We start from the raw sequence: 21,586 nt of genomic DNA on the forward strand, positions 1-21,586 counted from the left end.
TCTAGGCCTCTTCTCCATCCGCGCTGTCTGCTAGACGCACTGCGTTTACGTCTTCAGGTGCCAGCTTATCGACGAGTGCCGCGACCCGAACTCCCCCCAATTCGGCATCCGGGTCGGCATCGAGCCACGGCACCAGTACAAAGGCACGCTCGGTTGCCCACGGATGCGGCAGGGTCAGAGTCGAATCGTCAGAGATGATCTCCTCGCCGGTGTCCTTGTCAGTGACCTGCACAATGTCCACGTCGAGCGCCCGTGGTCCCCAGTGAATTTCGCGCACTCGACCAGCGTCATTTTCCAGTTTCCAACCAGCTTCCAGCAGCTCCATTGGTGTCCGGGACGTATCGACAATGAGCACGGCATTGAGGAAGTCACCCTGCTCTACCCCACCCCAAGGTGGGGTGGCATAAATTTTTGAGGCTGCGACCAATTCATCGGCGAAGAAGGCCTGCACACCAGTTAGGTTTTCTCGCGCGCGGTCCATGTTCGCGCCGATAGAAAGAACGGCGCGAATCATGCCAACCGCTTCTTCCGCGAACGGCGGGCTGTTACCGCAGCGTCATCAAAGTCGAGCGGAATGGGCGCATGCGGTTTGTGAATGGTTACTTCCACCGCATGTAACAGTGGGGACAATCCGCGTTCGGCGCGGCCATCGTCGTCGGCAAGCACTGCTTCGGCAATCTCGGTCGCGACGGTTTCGATGAGGTTGCGCGGAGTGCCGGTCAAAATTCCGTGCGCTGTGGCTGCGATGTCGGCGTAGTTGACGGTGTCGTCCAGCTCGTCGCTGGCAGCGGCACCGGAGAAATCCAACCACAGGGTGACATCACAGATGAAGTCCTGGCCATCGCGGCGCTCGAAGTCGAGACAGCCGTGGTAGCCGCGGGCTTTCAGACCTTTGAGTTCAATGCGATCAGCCACTGTTTCTACTCGTCTCCTTCCAGAGCCGCCTCGGCTGGCGATTCAGCAGGAGACTCATCGTGCTGTGCAGCGCGGTTAGAGCCACCTTCCGGATAGTCGCCGGCCGCGGTGTAACCGGTCAGTGAGCGGCCAAGGTTCCATGCCTGCGCCACCCGCACTGCGTCGAGGTTGTCGGCCACATTGTGAACTCGAACCGCCCATGCGCCCGCCGCTGCGGACAGCGCGGAAATTGCGGTAGTCGCAGCATCAGCCTGCTTTGGCGCGCGAGCCTCACTGCCAACGGCGGCGGCGAAACGCTTGCGGGAGGCACCGACCAATACGGGGAAACCGAGGTCAATAAGCTCCGGCAGGCCGTGGAGGAGCGCCCAATTGTCATCGGCGTTTTTGGCAAAGCCCAGGCCTGGATCCAGGACAATATTTTCCTCGACGATGCCGGCGCCCATGGCACCGTCGACAAGCTGAAGCAGGTGCTCACGGACATCGGCGACAATGCCGTCCGGGTGAGTTTCGGCGCGTCCAGAAGCGGAGCCGAAGCGATCGGTCTTCCAGTGCATCAGGCAGATGGGCACATCGGCATCGGCGCAGACTGCGTACATGTTGGGGTCTGCGAGACCGCCAGAGACATCGTTGATGAACACCGCGCCCTCGGCGATTGCTGCCTCTGCGACACTTGCGCGCATAGTATCGACGCTGATCAGGTGCCCGTCTGCCGCGAGCTCACGGACCACCGGCACGACCCGGGCAATTTCCTCATCCTCGGAAACGCGGTGTGCGCCGGGGCGAGTGGACTCGCCACCGATGTCGAGAATATGTGCGCCTTCAGCGAGCAGCTCGTGCGCATGGGCAATCGCCGCGTCGAAGGTCTTGTACAGGCCGCCATCGGAAAAGCTGTCCTCGGTGACGTTGACAATGCCCATCACCTTGCAGAGCTGATTCTCGATACCCATCTCCGCCTGCTGTCCTGCCTGCGCTTGCAAGGGGGATTCAGTCACCTTGTTGTCCAGCCTTTCCAATCGACCATTTAACTGTTGCGTTAGCTCTTGCGGATGAGCGCCATTGCCTCTGCGCGCGAACGGGCATCCGTCTTGAAGCCACCGCGGACGGCTGAGGTCACCGTGCGCGCACCCGGCTTGCGGATACCGCGCATGGCCATGCAGAGATGCTCCGCTTCAATGACGACGATCGCCGAGGCCGGATCCAGCCGCTCCACCAAGGCATCCGCAACCTGACTGGTCAGACGTTCCTGCACCTGCGGGCGCTTCGCATAGCCATCGACCAGACGAGCGAGCTTGGACAAGCCCGTCACACGACCGTCCTTGCCCGGGATGTAACCAATGTGGGCAACGCCGAAGAACGGCACCAAATGGTGCTCACAGGTGGAGTAAATCGGGATGTCCTTCACCAAAACGAGTTCTTGATGATCCTCGTTGAAGGTCTTTGCCAGCACCTCAGACGGATCTTCAAACAGGCCCGCGAAAACCTCACGGTAGGCTCGCGCCACTCGCGCCGGTGTCTCCTTCAGGCCTTCCCTGTCGGGATCCTCACCGACGGCAATCAACAGTTCACGAACCGCAGCCTCGGCCCGCCCCTGATCGAATTCGCGCTCCATGATGTGTACTTATCGCTCCTCGTTGGTGTCCGGCTTGTCCTGCCAGGCGCTGTTGTCTTCGTTTCGCTTGACGACGCCGTCCTTATCCGAATCGTGCATCTGTGCCCCCTTGTCATCGGAATTGTCGGCGTTCTTCGGGTTTTCCGGACGTTCTGTGTGTTCCGGCTGCTCGTTATCCGGCAGGCGGAATCCGCGCAGCTCCTGCTGTTGTCCTGCCGACGGCATCACCGTAGTCGGGGTGGCATCGCTGCCAGAGTTGTCCTGGCGGTGACGTCCGCCCTGCCTGTCCCACGGCATCTTCGGAGGGGCAGGGATATTCGCGGGGCCGTTGCCACCGTTACTACCCGTACCGGTTGCCTTCGAGCCGAAGTCCGGCGCACCTGCCGGGTAGTTAGCAGTGCCCGGGTGCTGGCCACGCGCGTTGCCCTGGCCTTCCTGCGAACCCGGCTGGTTCTGCCCCTCCGGGCGAGGAGTCGGCGCAGGCGCCGGTGCCGGTGCGGGAGCCGAACCGTGCGTGCTGCCGGTATCCTTCGGCGGCCAACCTGGAGCGGTCCAACCAGCCGGCGGTGGGGTGCCACCGTAAACCGGAACATTCGGTCGGTCCTGCTGGGCGCCCGGCAGACCCGGGACACTAGCATTACCGGCACCAGCGGAGCCTGCCGGCCCCTGACCATTGCCGTTGTTGCCCGCGTCCTGGTTCTCTGGTTCGCGGCGGCGCACCGGCGCGAAGATGTTGACACGCTTCGGCGGTTCCTCGCCGCGCTCGATTGCCAACTCCACCGGTGTCTTCACCGGCTCGCGGCCATCGGCCGGGTGCTTAGTGTCGCTATCGAAGAAGTTCAGGCGCTCACGGGGAACGACATCGGTGAAGATAACTTCCAGATCCGGACGACGCAGAGTCTCCTTCTCCAGCAGTTTCTCAGCCAGAACATCGAGAGTGTCGCGGTTTTCCTTCAAGATGGCGTAGGCCTCGTCATGAGCCTTATTGATCAGCAAACGAACCTGCTGATCAATGGTTGCTGCCACCTCCGGAGAGTAGTCCAGAGAGCCGCTGCCACCGCGGCCAACGAACGGGTCGCCCTGCTCCTCCCCGTACTTCACCGGGCCGAGCTCCGGCGACATGCCGTACTCGGTCACCATGGCGCGAGCAATCTTGGTGGCCTGCTCAATATCGGCAGAAGCACCGGTAGTCGGCAGTCCGAAAACCAGCTCCTCGGCAGCGCGACCACCCATGGCGAAGACCAGACGGGCAAAGAGCTCTGGCAGGTTATACATGCCCTTGTCGTCCTCGGGGACGGTCAGCGCATGTCCACCAGTGCGACCGCGAGCCAAGATGGTGACCTTGTAAACACGCTCAATGTCCTTCAGCGCCCACGCAGCCAGGGTGTGGCCACCCTCGTGGTAGGCGGTGACCTTCTTCTCCTGCTCGGAAATCACCTTGGAGGTACGGCGCGGACCGCCGATAACTCGGTCGACTGCCTCTTCCAGCGCATCCGCAGTAATGATGTTGCCGTTGACGCGAGCGGTCAGCAGCGCAGCTTCATTCAGCACGTTCTGCAGATCAGCACCGCTCATACCGGCGGTGCGCTTCGCCAGCGACGTCAGATCCGCATCCGGTCCAAGCGGCTTGTTCCGGGCGTGGACCTTCAGAATTGCCTCGCGGCCCTTCAGGTCTGGTGCGCCCACCGGAATCTGTCGGTCAAAACGGCCCGGACGCAGCAGCGCCGGGTCGAGAATATCCGGACGGTTGGTCGCAGCCATGATGATCACACCCTGACGATCACCAAAACCATCCATCTCCACCAGCAGCTGGTTCAGGGTTTGCTCACGCTCATCATGACCACCGCCCATGCCGGCACCACGCTGGCGGCCGACGGCGTCGATCTCGTCGATGAAGATAATGCACGGGCTGTTTTCCTTGGCCTGATTAAACAGGTCACGGACACGAGAGGCACCGACACCGACGAACATTTCAACGAAGTCCGAACCCGAGATGGTGTAGAAAGGCACTCCTGCCTCACCAGCGACGGCGCGGGCCAGCAAGGTCTTACCGGTACCTGGAGGACCGTAGAGCAAAACACCACGCGGAATCTTCGCGCCGAGCTCCTCGTAGCGAGCTGGGTGCTGCAGGAAATCCCTAATCTCGTCGAGCTCCTGGACGGCCTCATCGGCACCAGCAACATCCTCGAACGTGTTGGTCGGGGTCTCCTTGTTCAGCAGCTTGGCGCGGTTGCCACCAAAGCCGAACATGCCGTTCTTGCCGCCTTGCATGCGGCTGAAGAAGTACATGATGACGAAGAAGAAGATCACCATCGGCAGCAGGAAGCCCAAGGTGGACATCAGGAAGGAATCCTGCGTGACCTTGGTATCGAACTTCTCCATGCCCTCGGCGGCGGTGACCTTGTCAAAGACTTGGTCGGTCGCACGCGCTGGGTACTTGGTCATCACCTTCGTGACGTCCTCAGTGCCCTCGACCTCCACGCCCTTCTTCAGGGTGAGGCGAATTCGCTGTTCGCGATCGTCGATCTGAGCTTCCGTGACATTGCCCTTATCCAACTGGGTCAGGGCAACGGACGTATCCACCTCGCGGTATTCCCGGGAATCATCCGCCAGCTGAGTAATAGCAAAGAGGATAATCAGGATGATGCCGGCAACGGTGGCAAACCGGAACACCTTTTTCTTGTCCATACAGTGGGTTCGCTTTTCGCTCTCTACATCTATTAGTTGCTTTTATTAATTGTACGCATCAACGAGTTCTTCTCGAAGACACATCAATGACACAACGTGGGGCCAGGGCTCATGGCACCTGACCCCACAGTAGGCATAACGCATCGCAACCGAAAAAAGTTTCCAACTCCTACTTTTCATCGCTAGAAGACAGCTAGAACTGCCGGAGGTACGCGCGCAATGCCCGTCGTCAAGCATCGGCACTGTGCAATAGCGCCGAAGACAGACCTAGCCCTGGTAAACGCGCGGGTGAAGCGTGCCGACGTACGGCAAATCGCGGTAACGTTCGGCGTAATCCAGGCCGTAACCGATGACGAACTCGTTCGGAATGTCGAAGCCAACATCCGCAACATCCAGGCTGGTGCGCACAGCCTCCGGCTTACGCAGCAGCGTAATGACCTCCAGGGAGCGCGGATTACGGTTGCGCAGGTTCTTCATCAACCAGGACAGGGTCAGGCCGGAGTCAATGATGTCCTCGACGATCACAACATCGCGTCCCTCAATATCTCGATCCAGGTCCTTCAAAATACGCACCACGCCTGACGACGAGGTGGAGTTTCCGTAACTGGAAACCGCCATGAACTCCATCTGGCTGGGAATGCTGAGCTGACGAGCAAAGTCAGTCAGGAAGAACACCGCACCCTTGAGCACTGCGACCAGAATCAGATCGCTGTCGGCATCCTTGTACTTCTCATTCACACGATGCGCCATCTCGTCAATGCGAGCATGCAGCTCCTCTTCGCCAATGAGAACTGCCTCTACCTCATCGCCGTAGGGGTTTGCGGGGACGTTGAAATCCTTCACATCATGCATCGCATTTCCTTTCCGCACTTCTATGGCGGCGTGTCGATGGAGCGTAACTGCCCCAGTGCAAGTTCAGAGCTATGGCAACCGATTGTTCTCAGCCGCCGGAAGTTGGATTGCGGCACCCTTCTTAAGGCACCGCGGGACGATTCATTACCAATTGTAGAGTGCCATCTTTTCGCTCAACGACCAACCTGGCATTTCTGTCAGCACCATCGCGACCACGGGTCACCGGCACTTCGCCCTGGCCGTGATAGCGGTGCACGAGCGCCAACACCATGCCGATCTGTTTACTGCTGGGCTCCGCACCCGCCTGCCTCAACCAACGTGCGAGGACGCGCACCGCGATGGCGTCGTCGAGCTCAGCCACCCCTCGCACAGACAGACTCCCGCTTGCCAACGCCTCTTCCTCCCCCAGCAGCGCATGCAGAGCTGACTCGGCGTGAGCGTCCAAAAAGTCATTGTCGACTGCTGCAATCGCCGCAGTCTTAGCGAGATTTTCCGCAACTCCCGGACCCAGCTCCTGCTCCAGCAGCGGCAAAATCGTCTTTCGAACCCGGACGCGGGCGTAATGGTCGTCATGGTTGTGCGGGTCGTGCCACACCTTCAAGCCCAGCTCTTCGCAGCAGAGCTGAGTATCTGAGCGTCGCACACCGAGCAGCGGGCGCAGAATCCGAGTCCCGTCAGACCACGTGAGGTTGTCGCGGATGGCGGACAGCGCTTGCGGACCGCCTCCCCTGGCCAGCCGCAGCAAAACTGTTTCCGCCTGGTCGTCCAAGGTGTGGGCGAGCATCAGCGCCGCACCTCGAGATTGGGCGACCTCCCGTAGCACTGCGTGTCGTGCCAAACGCGCCTCATATTCGGGACCACGGTCGGAATTGTTGTTGATATCGACCGCGATAACCTCGGCCGTAGCCCCCATCCCCCGAGCAATGTGGGCGGCGCGCTCGGCAACTTTTGCAGAGCCCTGCTGAAGCTGATGATTAACTACGACGGCGTGGACTTTGCGGCCGGCCAGCGCACCCTTGGGCCCGAGAGCTTCCGCACAGGCCCCGGCGGTCAGGGCCAGCGAATCCGCACCACCGGAAAGCCCAATGACGACACCGCTGCCCAATTCCTGCCCCACCTGCTGCACTATCGCGCGGACAGCTTGCCGAATGATGAGGAAATGAGGGCTGCGGTCCGGCCAAAAAGGTCTAGCCAACGCGCCCACCACTTGCGATGGTTTCCATCGCGGTAAGCAGAATTCGCTCCTGGGTCGGGCGCGCAATCAGTTGCACCGGCAACCCAGAGGTCGGTTCCACAACGATGCCAGCCGGGAATCCCAGGTAATTCCACGTCGAGACGTAGGGAGTGAAACGCAGATTGGACAGCAGGTTCACAATCCAGGGCATGCGATGCCACGCGCGGATTCGCGGTGGGTTCTTGGCCAGAGCCGGGGTAATCAAGATGGTGTCACCCGGTAGCTCACGCTCGATGCGAGCGCCATCGCGTGCCACTTGGCGGCCATTGATTGTGAAACGCAGCAAGCGACCAATGCCGGCGTGGACTCGATTGCGCCACTCCAGGTGATCAGGGCGCGGCTCGTCGCGAAGCTGATCCGCCACCCCCGCAGTCCAGCGCGCGAGCATCGGCAGTGGGTTCAGCGGGTACGGCATGTTCTTTTCCGAGACGGCAAAGCCCTTGTCCGCGAATACTCTCGCCGCCTGTTGCGCCGCATCGACGTACTCCGGTGCAGCCTTCAAACCGAATACGGGCGCAGTGGTGTCCACGCTGACTGCGAAGTTTTCAGGCAGGGTCTTCGCCGGGTCCTCCGCATCCACTATGCCATTTGTGAGGATCTTGGTGATCAGGCGCAAGTCATCGTTATTGACTGTGAGCACCCCTTGGACAGACATTCCGTACCAGTCATTGCCGCCCACGCGCCCCGGCATTGTTCCCGGGGTCGCCTTCAGAGTCGATAGCCCGCAGCACGCTGCAGGGATACGAAGTGACCCCATGCCGTCGTTGCCCTGCGCAAACGGAACCATCCCAGCGGCGACAGCCGCTGCGGATCCACCGGAGGACCCACCGGGAGTGTGCCCCGGCAGAATCGGATTGTCGACGGCCAGTCCCGGCAGCGTCGTCGTCCCCCACGTACAGAACTGCGGATTCACCGTAGTTCCCACCGCGATTGCACCGGCGCTAGTCAACTGCTGGACAAACGGGTTCTCTAGAGCGGTGTTTTCCTTCAGCGCAAATGGCACACCTGCGAGCGGCAACTCCGAGAGTTTCTCGCTTTGCTCGAGTTCCCGCGCAGCCTGCAGAGCCCTATCCGTCCACACTTCACGGAAGGCATGAATCCCTCCATCCAGTCTGGCGATAGCGTCGAGACTGCGCTGCACGCTGTCCACCGGGCTTAGCTTTCCCTCGCGAACCTGTGCGGCAATCTCGTGAACGGTTGGCAAGTTCCTAATCGCGGAAGTGTGAGAGGCCATTGCGGATTCATCTCCTCAAATTATTTTCAGTGGCAAATGAATCTCAGTTTAGATATCCGCAAGGGCGCTCGCTGCCTTATCGGACGCAGCTCTTGCCGGCAACAGGCTCGCCTCGTTGGAAATCAGTGCGAACGTCAGTACCTGTCCCGACTTCGTCACCACATATCCCGCCAACGCCGAGGCTTTATTCAGCGTGCCTGTCTTCGCACGGACGATGCCCGCCCCGGACTGACCAGCAAAGCGCGTCGCCAGAGTGCCGGACACCGCCGCCACTGGCAAGCTATCCAACAGTGGGCGCAACCGCAACGCAGTGCTTTCCGACGACTCCTGCGACTCCGCCAGTCCCCCCTGCTCGGCCGATTCCACCGGACCCGCGGCCGAATTGAGCACCTCGGAGAGATGCTGCGGAGAAATACGGTTATCCGTGCTCAGGCCGCTGGAGTCCGACAGCACCGCGCCATCGAGAGGAAAACCGTGCTCCGAGAGAGCGTCACGCACGGCACGTGCGGCCCCCTCAAAGGTCGGCGGCAGGCCGCGAGAGATAGCCACCTCACGGGCAATGGACTCGGCGAGCACGTTGTCACTGTAGTTCATCATCTCGTGCACACGGGTAACCAGCGGGGCCGACTGCACGAGCGCGACGGGGTCTGGATCCAGAGGCAGTGACTGACCATCCTTGGCCGCATCCCTCAGGCTGCCTCCGTTTTCCGCACCAAGCGCCTGGGCCAGTGCATCAGCGGCATCCGCGGCGGGCGTGGCGCTGCGCTGCGATTCTTCATTCGTCGGATCGATACGACCGGCGTCCATCATCACCGACTCCACCGGTGCGATGTAGCCGTCCTCCAGCCCCGCACGCTCCCAGGTCTCGTGGAAACTCTCGGTGAATAGAGAGTTGTCGAGATAAACCTTGCCGACCCCCTCCGGAATGACCACGGAAATCTTTTTCGCCAACTCAGCGATTGAAGCCGAGTCCTGGAAGAACCCTTCCCCGTCCTTGCTTAAGGTGGGGTCACCCCCGCCGTGCAAAACGATGTCATTAGTGCCCGTGACCCGGGAGACACGGGTGGAAACCCGATGATCTTCACCTAAGTCCAACAGTGCGGCAGACGCAGTGAGAATCTTCATGCTGGACGCCGGCATGGCCACCGCGGTGTCATTGATCCCCCACAGCTTCTGGCCGGTCGTAGCATCGCTAACAATTCCATGCAGCTCACCGAAGGCTGGATCGGCCGCAGCAGCGTCCATGATGGCGCTGACTTTTTGGGCCAGAGCGCCGTCGTCAAGCGAAGACTGCGCCGCCGTCACAGGAGCAGAGACATGACTGACCGCGGGCGGTGCATCGACAGCAATCTGACGATTGTTATTGATGACAACCGCTGCGCCGCTGCCCGCTGCGATAACGACAACACCGGCGATGGCACCGCCGATTTTCAGTCCGCGCGACTTCTTGGATTTGCCGGATTTTACGGAACTGGGCGATTTTTCCGTGCCCTTAGCGGCGGTTTTGGAGCTGTCAGAGTCGGTACTGCCCACGGTCACAAACACCTTCTTCCTGGAAACAAAACCTCACTTAAGGTGCACAAATAAACGGTTTTGAGCGGGTTTCGCATAAGATAGCCGTCAGAGAAGTGTACACCGATTATAAGGAGTCATCGCCGTGAGCGTTGAGGTCACTATTGAGATCCCGAAGGGTCAGCGCAACAAGTACGAAGTCGACCACGAGACCGGCAAGGTCTACCTCGACCGCTACCTGTTCACCCCAATGGCCTACCCGGCCGACTACGGCTTCATCGATGAGACCCTCGGCGAGGATGGCGACCCGTTGGACGCTCTCGTGATCCTGCCGGAGCCGGTTTTCCCGGGCGTTATTGTCAAGGCTCGTCCGCTCGGCGTTTTCAAGATGACCGACGAGGCCGGCGGCGACGACAAGCTGCTGTGCGTCCTGGATGATGTCCGCTTCGACCACTACCAGGACATCGACGATGTTTCCCAGTTCACCAAGGACGAGATTGAGCACTTCTTCGTCCACTACAAGGACCTGGAGCCGGGCAAGGAAGTTTCCGGTTCGGGCTGGGGCGACAAGGCTGAGGCTGAGCGCATCCTGGCTGAGGCTATCGAGCGCCACAAGTAAGAGCCACAAGTAAGAATTGCGCTAGCCAATCCCCCTTCCTGGGGCTCACACCTTTGACGCAATTCCTGTGATTCAGCGCTACGGCCGTCGGAGTTTTCCTCCGGCGGCCTTTGTGCTTCCGGCGATAAGGCCAGATTGCGTATAGTGCGCACTATGGAAACCGTAAACGTATCCGAAGTACCCGAAGACGCACAGATCATTGACGTCCGCTCACAGATGGAGTGGGATGACGGCCACGCCACCGGCGCCGTTCACATCCCTATGGAAGAGATTCCGTCCCGCTACGGCGAGCTGGATTTGGATTCCGACATTTACCTGATGTGCCGTTCCGGTGGACGCGCCGCTCAGGTTTCTTCCTGGTTGGAGAAGAACGGTATCGACACCATCGTCATCACCGGCGGCATGATCGACTGGGAGCACTTCGGCCGCCCAATGGAGAAGGCCAACTAAATCAACTACAACTGCCCTGCCTACCTGCAGGGCAGTTTTTCATTTATTTACCCACCCCAAAGCACCGACCTTCTAACAATCCGCAGGCAAACATGGGCATTATTAGTTGGCCATGTCCCATTATTGATGGTTCCCCAGATTGTCTAGTATGGGAAGTATGTCTGATTCATCCGTACTTTCCTCGGCGGACTCAGCCGACACCAGCGGTGGTGTGGCACCCGACGTAGACGCGAAGGTGCCTGCTGTCGACGCACAGAGCAGCACCAAGGCGAAGAAGGCCCGCAAGGGAGCGAAAGCCAAAACCAAGGCCAGCGCTAAGTCCAAGTGCAAGCCCGGCTCCGCAAGCGAACCCGCCGTCGCACCGGCCGCCCTGCGCAAATCCGCGTCCTGGTGCCTGGCACAGCTCGATGCGGCTGTCCGCGCCAGCGTCAACGCGGCTCTTGGCCGCACTCAGATTGAGTCGATTTCCATCCGCGGTTATTGGGTTCTGGAGGTCATCGCCGATGGCGGCGACATGGCTCAAACCGAGCTGAGCGCGCTGCTCGGCATGGACCGCTCTGACATGGTTCGCCTGATTGACTCTCTGGAGTCGGCAAATCTAGTCGAGCGCACCCGAGACTCCAAGGATCGTCGCCGCCAGCTCATCGCGCTGACGGAAACGGGCAACACCACCCGCGCATCTCTGCGACGCTCACTCCGCAGAGCCGAGCGCGCCGCCGTCGCCGAATGCGCACCCGAGGTACGCGCGTTGCTCGCATCGCTTGCCGACGACTCCGCTGCAAGCCCCGAAACCGATGCCGGCGCGAAGAACCCCGAGACCGCTACCCCAGAGGTCACGGCCACTGAGACAGACACCAAGGACATGGCGGAGAATAAGACGCAGGCGACGTCGTCAAGCGATGCCCCGCGTCCTAAACGTAAGAAATCGAAGAAGAAAAAGCGCAAGAAGAATAAGAAGGGGGCTCTCAAGTGACAACCACTGAAGCGAAGTTCCTACGCGCTACGGAACAGCCGCTTGAGCGCACACTCATTGACATTGTCCGGGCGACCGCGCGAAGGTTCCCCGAGGCTGAGGCCATCGATGACGGCGAGGTTGTCGTCACGTATGCGGAGTTGATTAACGAGATTGATTCCACAGCTACGTGGCTCTACGAACAGGGCATCCGTCGCGGCGACCGCATTGGTGTGCGGATGCCGTCGGGAAGCCGCGAGCTCTACCTGGCAATTTTGTCCATCATGGCAGCCGGTGCCGCCTACGTTCCGGTGGATGCGGACGACCCCGACGAGCGTGCAGAAATGGTCTTCGGCGAGGCCGGTATCGCCGGTTACTTCGATGCTGAAGGCCTGCATTTGGCTGGCTCCACGGCACGTAATCGCCCCCGCCCGCTGGACTCCGATGCCGACTCCGACGAGGAAGAGACGGAACCGACACCGCCGAGCGCACGCGAGATCATCTCGCAGGAGCCCACTCCTGACGACGACTGCTGGATTATTTTCACCTCTGGCTCCACCGGCAAGCCCAAGGGCGTGGCGGTCACCCACCGCAGCGCCGCCGCTTTTGTCGATGCGGAGGCCCGCTGGTTCTTGGCCAACCACCCGGAAGGACCGCTCGGCCCGGATGACCGCGTTCTCGCCGGCTTATCCGTCGCCTTCGACGCCTCCTGTGAGGAAATGTGGCTGGCCTGGCGAAATGGTGCCTGCCTGGTGCCGGCCCCGCGTTCGCTGGTGCGCTCCGGCGTGGACCTGGGCCCATGGCTGATTTCCCGCCACATCACCGCTGTTTCCACAGTTCCGACACTGGCCGGCCTGTGGCCCGCCGAGGCGCTCGACAGCGTGCGCCTGCTCATCGTCGGCGGCGAGGCCTGCCCGCAAGAGCTGGTCGAGCGCCTGTCCACCCCAGAGCGCGAGATGTGGAACACCTACGGCCCCACCGAGGCCACCGTCGTGGCCTCCGGCATTGAGCTGAAGCCCGGCAAGCCCGTGACCATTGGTTTTCCTCTGGACGGCTGGGACCTCACCGTCATCGACGAGGAGGGCAACCCCGTCCCACCGGGCACCAAGGGCGAGCTGGTCATCGGCGGCGTGGGACTCGCACGCTACCTGGATCCGGAGAAGGACGCCGAGAAGTACGCACCGCTGCCAGCCCTCGGTTGGGAGCGTGCGTACCGCACCGGCGACCACGTCATCATGGACGAAGACGGACTGTACTTCACCGGCCGCGTCGACGATCAGGTGAAAATCGGCGGTCGGCGAATTGAGCTCGGCGAGGTCGAGGCGCACCTGGCTGCCCTCCCCGGCGCTACTCAGGCGACTGTCGTGGTGCAGAAGACCGGTGCTGGCGATTCCATCCTGGTCGGCTACGTCGGCGCCGGTGGCGACGCCGCAGCCATGGACTACGACAAGTGCATGGATACTCTCCGCGATGCCATGCCAGCCGCGATGGTGCCACGCCTGCACATCATGGATGAGCTGCCGGTTCGTACCTCCGGCAAGGTCGACAAGGCGGCGTTGCCGTGGCCACTGCCTGCGCGTGCGGGTGAGGGCGACGTCGACAAGCTGAGCCCTGTAGAGAAGTGGCTGTCCGATATCTGGGCAGACGTGCTGTCCGTACCTGCGCCCGGCGCGGCCTCGGACTTCTTCGCCCTGGGCGGCACGTCCCTGGCGGCGGCGAGCGTCATTGCGCGCATTCGCCAGCGCGCCCCGCAGGTCGCCGTGCGCGATCTCTACGACCACCCGCGCCTGGGCAATCTCGCCGAGGAGCTGGTCGCGCGCGGTTTCATCAGCGACGACATGCTTGCCGACGACACCAGCGACCCCACCGCGCACCTGGAAAAGGTACCCGAGCCGACGCCTGTCTCCCGCAAGACCCGTTGGGCGCAGGTCGGACTCATGGTGCCGCTGCAGTGGGCACGTGGCATGCGCTGGGTAACGTGGCTTGCGATTATCAACTGGGTTATCGGCGGGCCGCTGGCGCTACCAGGCTGGTTGGTGGCCGTACTGGCCGTGTTGTTCCTGACCCCGCTGGGGGTCATGCCCATCAACGCGGCGACGACACGCCTGCTCACGCGCAACATCACCCCGGGTGATTACCCGCGTGGCGGTTCGGTACATCTGCGGCTATGGGCGGCCGAACGTCTGGCAGAGAGCTCTGGCGCCCACTCAGTGGCGGGCGCTCCGTTCGTGCTGTGGTACGCCCGCATGCTGGGCGCCCGCATTGGTAAGGGTGTGAATCTGCACGCGCTGCCGCCGGTGACGGGTCTGGTCAAACTGGATGATTACTGCTCGATCGAGCCGGAGGTAGACCTGTCCGGATACTGGGTCGATGGTGATGTCGTCCACGTCGGCGAGGTCACTATTGGCAAGCACGCCCGCATCGGTGCCCGTTCAACGCTGCTGCCCGGCGCGCGTATCGGCAATGACGCTCACATCGAGGCGGGTTCCACCGTCACCGGTGAAAAGAAGGTCAAGGCTGGTGCGCGCTGGTCGGGTTCCCCGGCTCGCAAGGTCGGCCGGTCCAAGCACCGCTTCCCGGAGGAAGTCCCGCCGGCGCGTCGCCACTGGGTGGCTATCTACGGTCTTACCGCGGTGTTACTGACGCTGGTGCCGCTGTCCGCTGCGGTCGCGATGGCTGCTGTCATCGGTTGGGGCACGGGACTTATCGACGGCACCACCGAGCTAACCACCTCGAATCTCTGGCCAACGCTGGGCAGCGCCGTGCTGTGGGCTATTCCCGCCACCTTCGTCGGTGTTGCGGTGTATGCCCTGCTGACGCTGATTCTCGTGCGCCTGTTCAGCATCGGCCTGAAGTCGGGAGTGTTCCCGGTGCGTTCGCGCGTGGGTTGGCAGTCCTGGGCGACAATTCGCCTGATGGACGCTGCTCGTCATGACTTGTTCTTCATCTACGCCTCCATGCTGACTCCACTGTGGCTGCGTGCGCTGGGTGCCCAGATTGGTCGCGACAGCGAGGTCTCCACCGCGATTGGTATTCCGAAGTTCTTGCACGTCAAGGACGAGTCCTTCTTGGCTGACGACACCATGGTCGGCAGCTACGAGCTCGGCGGCGGTTGGCTGCTGGTGGGCGACTCCCGCATCGGCAAGCGCGCCTTCCTGGGCAACTCCGGCATCACGCTTCCGGAACGCAAGCTGGCGAAGAACTCACTGGTGGCCGTGCTGTCCTCTACTCCGAAGAAGACCAAGTCCGGCTCCAACTGGTGGGGTTCGCCGCCAGAGCGCATGCGCCGTGTGGGCACTGTCTCCAGCGATGAGTCGGCGCAGACCTACCGTCCGACTACGGGATTGAAGGTCGCCCGCGGCATCGTCGAGACACTGCGCGTCCTGGCACCGATGGTCTCTCTCATGCTGGCGACGATCACGCTGTTTATCTTGCAGGCCCTTGGCATGTTCACCGCGGAGTTGGTCACTGCAGGTGGCGTTGGCGCTGCCCTGCTCGGCCTGCTGGTCGCGTGGCTGCTCTCCCCTGCCGTGCTACTGATTGTTGGTGTGCTGGGGCTGCTCATCACGGTCGTGGCCAAGTGGGTGTGCGTCGGCAAGCACAAGCCCGGTGATCACCCACTGTGGAGCAAGTTCGTCTGGCTCAATGAGCTGCAGGATGCATTCGTCGAAATGGTTGCCGCACCGTGGTACCTGAACCCGGCGATGGCCACCGGCGGTATCGCACGCGCGATGCGTCTGCTCGGCGCGAACGTTGGCCACGGGGTGTGGCTGGAGACGTACTGGCTGCCCGAGACCGACCTTGTCAAAATCGAGCGGGGCGCTTCTGTCGGCCGTGGTTGTGTCGTTCAGACGCACCTGTTCACCGACCGCGTGATGACGCTCGACACCGTCCACATCGGACACGGCTCCGTGCTGGGACCGCACTCAGTCGCACTGCCGGCATCTGTGCTTGACGACGGCTGCCGCGTCGAACCCGGTTCTCTCGTCATGCGCGGTGACCATGTTCCTGCGCACACCTCCTGGCGAGGTAACCCAATTGAGCCAGTGGTGGCCAAGAAGTAGCCCGGATTGAGTGGGGGGCTTAGGTAGGAGCCTGGTAGGCACAACGGGCTGCAAATGTGAAACTGTGAGAGTTTATGACACTTTCAAGCCATTTTTCGGACAATTTTTGCTATAAACGCGGTCAGTAACTCCATTGGCCCGCTGCCAGCCATAACCGAGGTCACTAACTCGCATTGGGGCTAAGTAGGGCTAAGTAGCAAAAGGTGCCCACCCGGCGACACGCCGAGCGGACACACTTTTTGCTACTTAACCCACTATTTATTTTGCGGCTATGCAGTTCGCGACTTACTCTGCTAGCTGCAACCGAGCCTGCTGAGCTGCGGCTACCAATACTTTCAGTGAAGCCGTAACCTCTTCCCAACCTCGGGTCTTTAGACCACAGTCCGGATTAATCCACAGCAGGTTGGGGTCAACGCTTTCAAGCGCATCTTCCACGAGCTGGTTGACTTCTCCGTCCGTCGGCACGCGAGGCGAGTGGATGTCCCAGACACCTGGACCAATCCCGCGAACGTATCCCTCATCTTTCAGCGCTGCGAGCACCTGCATACCGTTGCGAGCTGCTTCGATGGACGTGACATCGGCGTTGAGATCATCGACGGTGTCGATAAGCTCATTGAAGTCCGAGTAGCACATATGCGTGTGAATCTGAATGTCGTCAGCCACACCAGAGGTAGCCAGACGGAAGGAACCTACGGCCCACTTCAGGTAGGCGGGCTGGTCCGCTTCATTCAGGGGCAGCAACTCGCGAATGGCTGGCTCATCGACCTGCACGATTTGCGCTCCAGCGGCCACGAGATCTGCAATCTCATCGCGCAAAACCAGCGCAACGTTATCCGCAGTGTCACCGATGGGCTGGTCATCACGGACAAACGACCATGCCAACATGGTCACCGGCCCGGTGAGCATTCCCTTGACGGGAAGGTCAGTCATGTCTGCCGCTGCCTTGTACCACTGCACCGTCATCGGCTCTGGCCTGGTGATATCACCGTAGAGAATTGGCGGGCGCACACAGCGGGAACCATAGCTTTGGACCCAGCCATTGGTGGTGGCAAGGTAGCCGTCCAGCTGCTCCGAGAAGTATTGCACCATGTCGTTGCGCTCAGATTCACCGTGAACCAGCACATCGAGCCCCAGTTCTTCCTGCTGTTCAATGGCAGATCGAATTTCAGCGAGCATTGCCGACTCGTAGTCAGCTGGGGTGAGCTCTCCCGTGCGCAGCTGCGCACGTGCACGACGAATGCTATTGGTCTGCGGGAAGGAACCGATTGTGGTGGTCGGCAGCGGAGGCAGATTGAGGGTCTCAGCCTGAGCCGCCTGGCGAGCCGCAAACGGGGAACGGTTACGGTCGCTATCCTCGATTGCCGCCAAAGCTTCACGAACTTCAGGCTTAACAATCCGCTTCGACTCTGCCCTCGATGCCAGTGCTGCCCGGGACTCCCTCAACACCTTTAAATCCGCGGCATCGAGTTGGCGGTCATTCAACTTGGCATCAAGCGCCCTCGCCAAGAGGGTCACCTCGCCGATTTTCTCATCGCCGAAGGCCAGCCACTGCAGCACCTCGGCATCTTCTTCGCTCGGGTTTTCCGAGGCCAGGGAGTACGGGACATGTAGCAGCGAACAGCTAGTCGACACCGCGATGGGGCCTCGGGCTGCCAGCTTCTCCAGCGTCGCCAGGGCTGCATCCAAATCGGTGCGCCACACATTACGACCATCGACAATGCCCGCAACCAGCAGTTCCTTGCCGGTCCAATGCGGCAGCTCGGAGCTACCTGCTACCAGGTCGCAACCAATGGCCTGCACGCCTGTGCCAGAAAGGGTTTCCAGCGCCTGATCACCATCACCAAAGTAGGTCTGCACCCACAACTTGGTATTCGCAGACTCCGCCACGCCGGCCAACTTCTCGTAGGCCTGGCGAGTCCTAGCAAGAGTCACTTCATCGAGGTCAGTGACCAATACTGGCTCATCGAGCTGAATCCACTCAAAGCCCTTATCCCCCAGTTGAGCGATGATTTCCGCGTACGCATCGGTCAACTTTTCCAAAAGGCCAAGTGGGTTCGAATCATCGTCGGTACGCGACAGGCTCAAGTAGGTCACAGGACCAATCAAATGAGGGCGCAGCATGGTGGTGGCGCCATTGTTTAAGCTGCAGGAATCATCCAACCAGTCAGTGAGGTCAGAGGTAAATTCAGTATCGGCTGACAGCTCCGGAACAATGTAGTGGTAATTAGTGTCGAACCACTTGGTCATTGCGGATGCCGGTTGCGTCTTCGTACCGCGAGCGGCGGCGAAGTAGTGGTTGATCCATTCCGGTAGGTTGGAACCGTCCGTTTTCGGGACATTCTGGAAGCGGGCTGGAAGCACTCCGAGCAGCGCCGATGTATCCAGCATAGAGTCGTAGAACGAGCGCCCAATTGTCGGAACCGAGTCGATTCCTGCCTTCAGCGCTGCGCCAATGTAGCTATTGACAGTGTTGCGCGCCGTCGCGGCCAGCAGGCCGCCGGTCGCCGGGTCGCGCCAGTAGTTTTCCAGAGCTCTTTTGAGCTCACGATTACGCCCTATCCGCGGAATGCCCGCGAGGGTTGCGTGAATTGCCATGATCTCGTGATTTCCTCGTCAGTCGTGATCAGCATCGGATATGAAATTGCACAACCGGCAGGCATTCGGACTTGTCATCACTGCAAGATTGGTTATCAACGCGTCGGATAAACCAAAGCTCTGGCAGTGATGCTTACCGTTGCGGGACAGTTCCGGACTTGCACCGGGATTCCCCTGCATAACTCGAAGGCCTTATGCGCGCTAGGCTCAAAACACACCTTGCGCGGAAAACGTGCGATATGCAGCACTTTCCTTAATGAACACCTTCGAGGCGGCTGTGGATGTGAAGTATATCGCAATATACAAATATCTCATTCACTTAGCCCCCTCCCCGAGCCTTTGCTTTGATGCTCTCCTGCTGGGACCAAAGTGATTAAGCTCGTAGTCATAAAAGCTATTTATTCTACCTCTTTTCAAGGAGTGACCTCGAGTGACACAGGCTTCCGGACCTTCCCTGAGGGGCGCCAAGATTCCGTTCGATGGCCCGGTCCAGTCAGGCGTTGAACAGCCCGGCCAAGCACATCTCCGCCTCGTCGCATTCGATTTGAAGGACGGCATCGACGCAGCAGATCTGAAGGAACTGTTCTCCTCGCTTACCGACGTTGCCCGCCGCCTCACCCAAGACCAGGACATCGAGGGGTATCTGGAACCGGAAATGGTCGCAGCCACTGCAAACCTGACTATCACAGCCGGTTTCGGTGAGCGCATCTTCGACGTCCTCGGCAAACCAGAGCGCAAGCCGGCTGGTCTGCACGATATCCCGTCATTCCAGCATGACATGCTCCGCCCTGAGTGGGGTCAGTCTGACTTCGCCCTGCAGTTGTGCGGTGATGACCTCGTCACCGTTACGGCCGCGTCCCGTCTACTGGAAAAGAAGGCGGCTCCGTGGGCTCGCGTGAAGTGGTTCCAGAAAGGCTTTTCCTACGCCTGGGGTTCGCAGCCTCACGGCGCTACCCCACGCAACCCGCTGGGTCAGCTCGACGGCACCGTCAACCCGTCCACTCCAGATGAATGGTCCGAACAGGTGTGGATCGACTCCAAGGACAAGGCGATTAACAACTCCTGCGTGATGGTTGTTCGCCGTATTGCGCTCGACTTGAACAATTGGGAGGAGCTCAGCACCGACGAACGCTCCATCGTTATCGGTCGTGACTTCCACACCGGCGCTCCTCTTTCCGGCGGCAACGACGAGTTCGATGAAGAGGACATGGACGCCGTCGATGACCAGGGCGAGTACCTCATCCACCGCCAGTCTCACTTGGCACTGTCCCGTGAGCAGGATGGCCAGCCTGACGACGCCCTGCGTCGCCGCGCCTATGCATACGAAGACCAGCCCGGTGAGCCAGCTTTCCCATTCGAAGGACCGAACGTTGGCCTGGTCTGGGTTGCATTCCAGAAGAACCCGGACAACCAGTTCAGCGCAATCCAGGCCCGTTTGGATCGCGGCGATTTGCTCAATGAGTGGAACCGTCACATCGGCTCCGCTGTGTATTGGATTGCCCCTGGCACCACCCCAGATTCCTACTGGGGTCAGGAGTTGATTGAGGGGTAAAGGCTGCAAGCTGGCGGCGAAAAACTGACTTGGCGGGCTAAGGCCTGACGGACTAAAAGCTGACGGGCTGCAAATGTGAAACTGACCTAGTTTATGACACTTTCGGGCCGGTAGGGTCAGGCGGTCATTGCATCATGGATAACACCAGAGATTACCTCCCGGGGAGTTAACCCGTCGAGCACTACCCGCGGCCGGTTATTCAGCAATGCTTCCGCCTCGGCGACCTCTTGGTCGGTGACATCGGTAAAGTTGGTGCCTTTGGGGAAATAAAACCGGATATCCCGGTTCATCCGCTCATTGCTACCTCGCTGCCACGGCGAATGCGGATCGGCGAAAAACACCTGGATATTCTCCGCGACAGAAAACTCCGTGTGTTTGGCAAACTCCACCCCTTGGTCCCAGGTCAACGTCGAAATCGTGGTGTCCATCGACTCTTTGAGCCGACGAATCATCCGTACCATCACCTCATTGACACTGGCGGCAGTATGGTCAGTGCCGAGTCTGCCGAGCAGCACAAACCTGCTGCGGCGTTCCACCAACGTCGCTAAAGCACTGGTGCCATCTGCGCCAATAATCAAATCGCCTTCCCAATGACCGGGTACCGCACGATCATTGGCTTCGGCTGGGCGAAGTGAAATATTGGCATCATGAGTCCAGCGTTTTCCACGTGGCTTGGGCACCCCTGCGAGAAGCGAGCGGGGTTTACGCCCTGGCCGGGTAGTCCGGCAGGACTTTTCAAACACAAGTTCTTTGCGCAAGCTGCCTGCCCCTTGTACGTAAAGGGCCTGGTAAATCGACTCGTGGCTAATAGTCATGGACGTATTATCACCCCACAGTGCAGCCAACCTGCCACTGGCCTGACGCGGCGAGGCGCCACGGTTGAGCAGATTGACAACCTGGGCGCGTAAGAATCGATTGTCATCGAGTTTGCGCGGCTTTGGACGAGCAAGACGCCCGCGGCTGGCCTGATCAGCGTGATAGGCATCGTAGATACCATCGACGCTGTTGCGTGCGATTTCACGACTGATAGTGGATTGACTACGACAGACTATCTGGGCGATACGCCGGTGCGAATGACCTGCCCGCAGGCAATCGGCAATAATTAAGCGTTCCGCCAGCCCTAGCCGCCGACCAGCGCCAACACGAGATACATCACCAGGTGTTATCCGACTGCGGGTATTCATAGTGGTTAATCTAGCCCGCCGGTTGTACACCGTGGTTGTGCACACCCCAGCCTGCGCGGCAATCTGGGCAACACTATATGTGCCGGCCATAAGCATCTCGTAGATCACGCGGTGCTTATCCATCAT

At 60.4% G+C, this 21,586-nt stretch carries 16 protein-coding genes and 1 riboswitch; of the genes, 5 read left to right on the forward strand and 11 right to left on the reverse strand.

Features of this window, described 5'->3' with window-relative positions; translation table 11 throughout:
* Position 1: 1 nt before the first annotated feature.
* From folK to dacB, 9 genes are all read right to left on the reverse strand, one after another.
* Positions 2 to 514, reverse strand: coding sequence for a 2-amino-4-hydroxy-6-hydroxymethyldihydropteridine diphosphokinase (gene folK / locus HMPREF1206_RS00705; RefSeq protein ID WP_016421485.1), 513 nt, complete (start codon positions 512 to 514; stop codon positions 2 to 4).
* On the reverse strand, positions 511 to 915 hold the full coding sequence (gene folB, locus HMPREF1206_RS00710) for a dihydroneopterin aldolase (protein WP_016421486.1): 405 nt from the start codon (positions 913 to 915) through the stop codon (positions 511 to 513). The genes folK and folB overlap by 4 nt, the downstream gene beginning before the upstream one ends.
* 5 nt (positions 916 to 920) lie before the next feature.
* The gene (gene folP / locus HMPREF1206_RS00715; RefSeq protein ID WP_016421487.1) at positions 921 to 1,862 is read right to left on the reverse strand and encodes a dihydropteroate synthase; all 942 of its coding nucleotides are present in this window, start codon (positions 1,860 to 1,862) and stop codon (positions 921 to 923) included.
* A gap of 86 nt (positions 1,863 to 1,948) precedes the next feature.
* Positions 1,949 to 2,524, reverse strand: coding sequence for a GTP cyclohydrolase I FolE (gene folE, locus HMPREF1206_RS00720; protein WP_016421488.1), 576 nt, complete (start codon positions 2,522 to 2,524; stop codon positions 1,949 to 1,951).
* A 9-nt stretch (positions 2,525 to 2,533) separates the two neighbouring features.
* Complete coding sequence (gene ftsH / locus HMPREF1206_RS00725; protein WP_042388233.1) at positions 2,534 to 5,212, reverse strand: ATP-dependent zinc metalloprotease FtsH; 2,679 nt, start codon at positions 5,210 to 5,212, stop codon at positions 2,534 to 2,536.
* Positions 5,213 to 5,479: 267 nt separating this feature from the next.
* On the reverse strand, positions 5,480 to 6,064 hold the full coding sequence (gene hpt, locus HMPREF1206_RS00730) for a hypoxanthine phosphoribosyltransferase (RefSeq protein ID WP_016421490.1): 585 nt from the start codon (positions 6,062 to 6,064) through the stop codon (positions 5,480 to 5,482).
* Positions 6,065 to 6,185: 121 nt separating this feature from the next.
* Positions 6,186 to 7,259 carry a tRNA lysidine(34) synthetase TilS gene (gene tilS, locus HMPREF1206_RS00735; protein ID WP_224784056.1) on the reverse strand — a complete coding sequence of 358 codons (1,074 nt, stop codon included), beginning with the start codon at positions 7,257 to 7,259 and terminating at the stop codon, positions 6,186 to 6,188.
* A complete protein-coding gene (locus HMPREF1206_RS00740) occupies positions 7,252 to 8,532 on the reverse strand; it encodes an amidase family protein (RefSeq protein WP_016421492.1) in 1,281 nt (426 codons plus the stop codon). The genes tilS and HMPREF1206_RS00740 overlap by 8 nt, the downstream gene beginning before the upstream one ends.
* 48 nt (positions 8,533 to 8,580) lie before the next feature.
* A complete protein-coding gene (dacB, locus tag HMPREF1206_RS00745) occupies positions 8,581 to 10,065 on the reverse strand; it encodes a D-alanyl-D-alanine carboxypeptidase/D-alanyl-D-alanine-endopeptidase (RefSeq protein ID WP_224784057.1) in 1,485 nt (494 codons plus the stop codon).
* A gap of 124 nt (positions 10,066 to 10,189) precedes the next feature.
* On the opposite strand from dacB, the gene HMPREF1206_RS00750 reads away from it, so the two are divergent.
* The 4 genes from HMPREF1206_RS00750 to HMPREF1206_RS00765 all read left to right on the forward strand — a co-directional run bounded on the left by HMPREF1206_RS00750 (position 10,190) and on the right by HMPREF1206_RS00765 (position 16,129).
* On the forward strand, positions 10,190 to 10,663 hold the full coding sequence (locus tag HMPREF1206_RS00750) for an inorganic diphosphatase (RefSeq protein ID WP_005510088.1): 474 nt from the start codon (positions 10,190 to 10,192) through the stop codon (positions 10,661 to 10,663).
* Between the two features lie 153 nt (positions 10,664 to 10,816).
* Positions 10,817 to 11,113, forward strand: coding sequence for a rhodanese-like domain-containing protein (locus tag HMPREF1206_RS00755; protein WP_016421494.1), 297 nt, complete (start codon positions 10,817 to 10,819; stop codon positions 11,111 to 11,113).
* Positions 11,114 to 11,270: 157 nt separating this feature from the next.
* Positions 11,271 to 12,086 carry a MarR family winged helix-turn-helix transcriptional regulator gene (locus HMPREF1206_RS10755; protein WP_016421495.1) on the forward strand — a complete coding sequence of 272 codons (816 nt, stop codon included), beginning with the start codon at positions 11,271 to 11,273 and terminating at the stop codon, positions 12,084 to 12,086.
* Positions 12,083 to 16,129, forward strand: a complete 4,047-nt coding sequence (locus HMPREF1206_RS00765; RefSeq protein WP_016421496.1) for a Pls/PosA family non-ribosomal peptide synthetase — start codon at positions 12,083 to 12,085, stop codon at positions 16,127 to 16,129. Before HMPREF1206_RS10755 ends, HMPREF1206_RS00765 begins: the two co-directional genes overlap by 4 nt.
* Before the next feature lie 285 nt (positions 16,130 to 16,414).
* On the opposite strand, the gene metE is transcribed toward HMPREF1206_RS00765, so the two are convergent.
* Entirely contained in the window at positions 16,415 to 18,724 is a 2,310-nt protein-coding gene (metE, locus tag HMPREF1206_RS00770; RefSeq protein WP_016421497.1) for a 5-methyltetrahydropteroyltriglutamate--homocysteine S-methyltransferase, read from the reverse strand.
* A 38-nt stretch (positions 18,725 to 18,762) separates the two neighbouring features.
* A riboswitch (cobalamin riboswitch) is annotated at positions 18,763 to 18,945 on the reverse strand.
* A 209-nt stretch (positions 18,946 to 19,154) separates the two neighbouring features.
* Here metE and HMPREF1206_RS00775 point away from each other — a divergent pair.
* The gene (locus HMPREF1206_RS00775) at positions 19,155 to 20,276 is read left to right on the forward strand and encodes a Dyp-type peroxidase (protein ID WP_016421498.1); all 1,122 of its coding nucleotides are present in this window, start codon (positions 19,155 to 19,157) and stop codon (positions 20,274 to 20,276) included.
* Between the two features lie 116 nt (positions 20,277 to 20,392).
* On the opposite strand, the gene HMPREF1206_RS10855 is transcribed toward HMPREF1206_RS00775, so the two are convergent.
* Positions 20,393 to 21,586, reverse strand: coding sequence for an IS30 family transposase (locus HMPREF1206_RS10855; RefSeq protein ID WP_231367154.1), 1,194 nt, complete (start codon positions 21,584 to 21,586; stop codon positions 20,393 to 20,395).

The organism is Corynebacterium sp. HFH0082, from assembly GCF_000411235.1.
Lineage (GTDB): Bacteria > Actinomycetota > Actinomycetes > Mycobacteriales > Mycobacteriaceae > Corynebacterium > Corynebacterium jeikeium_D.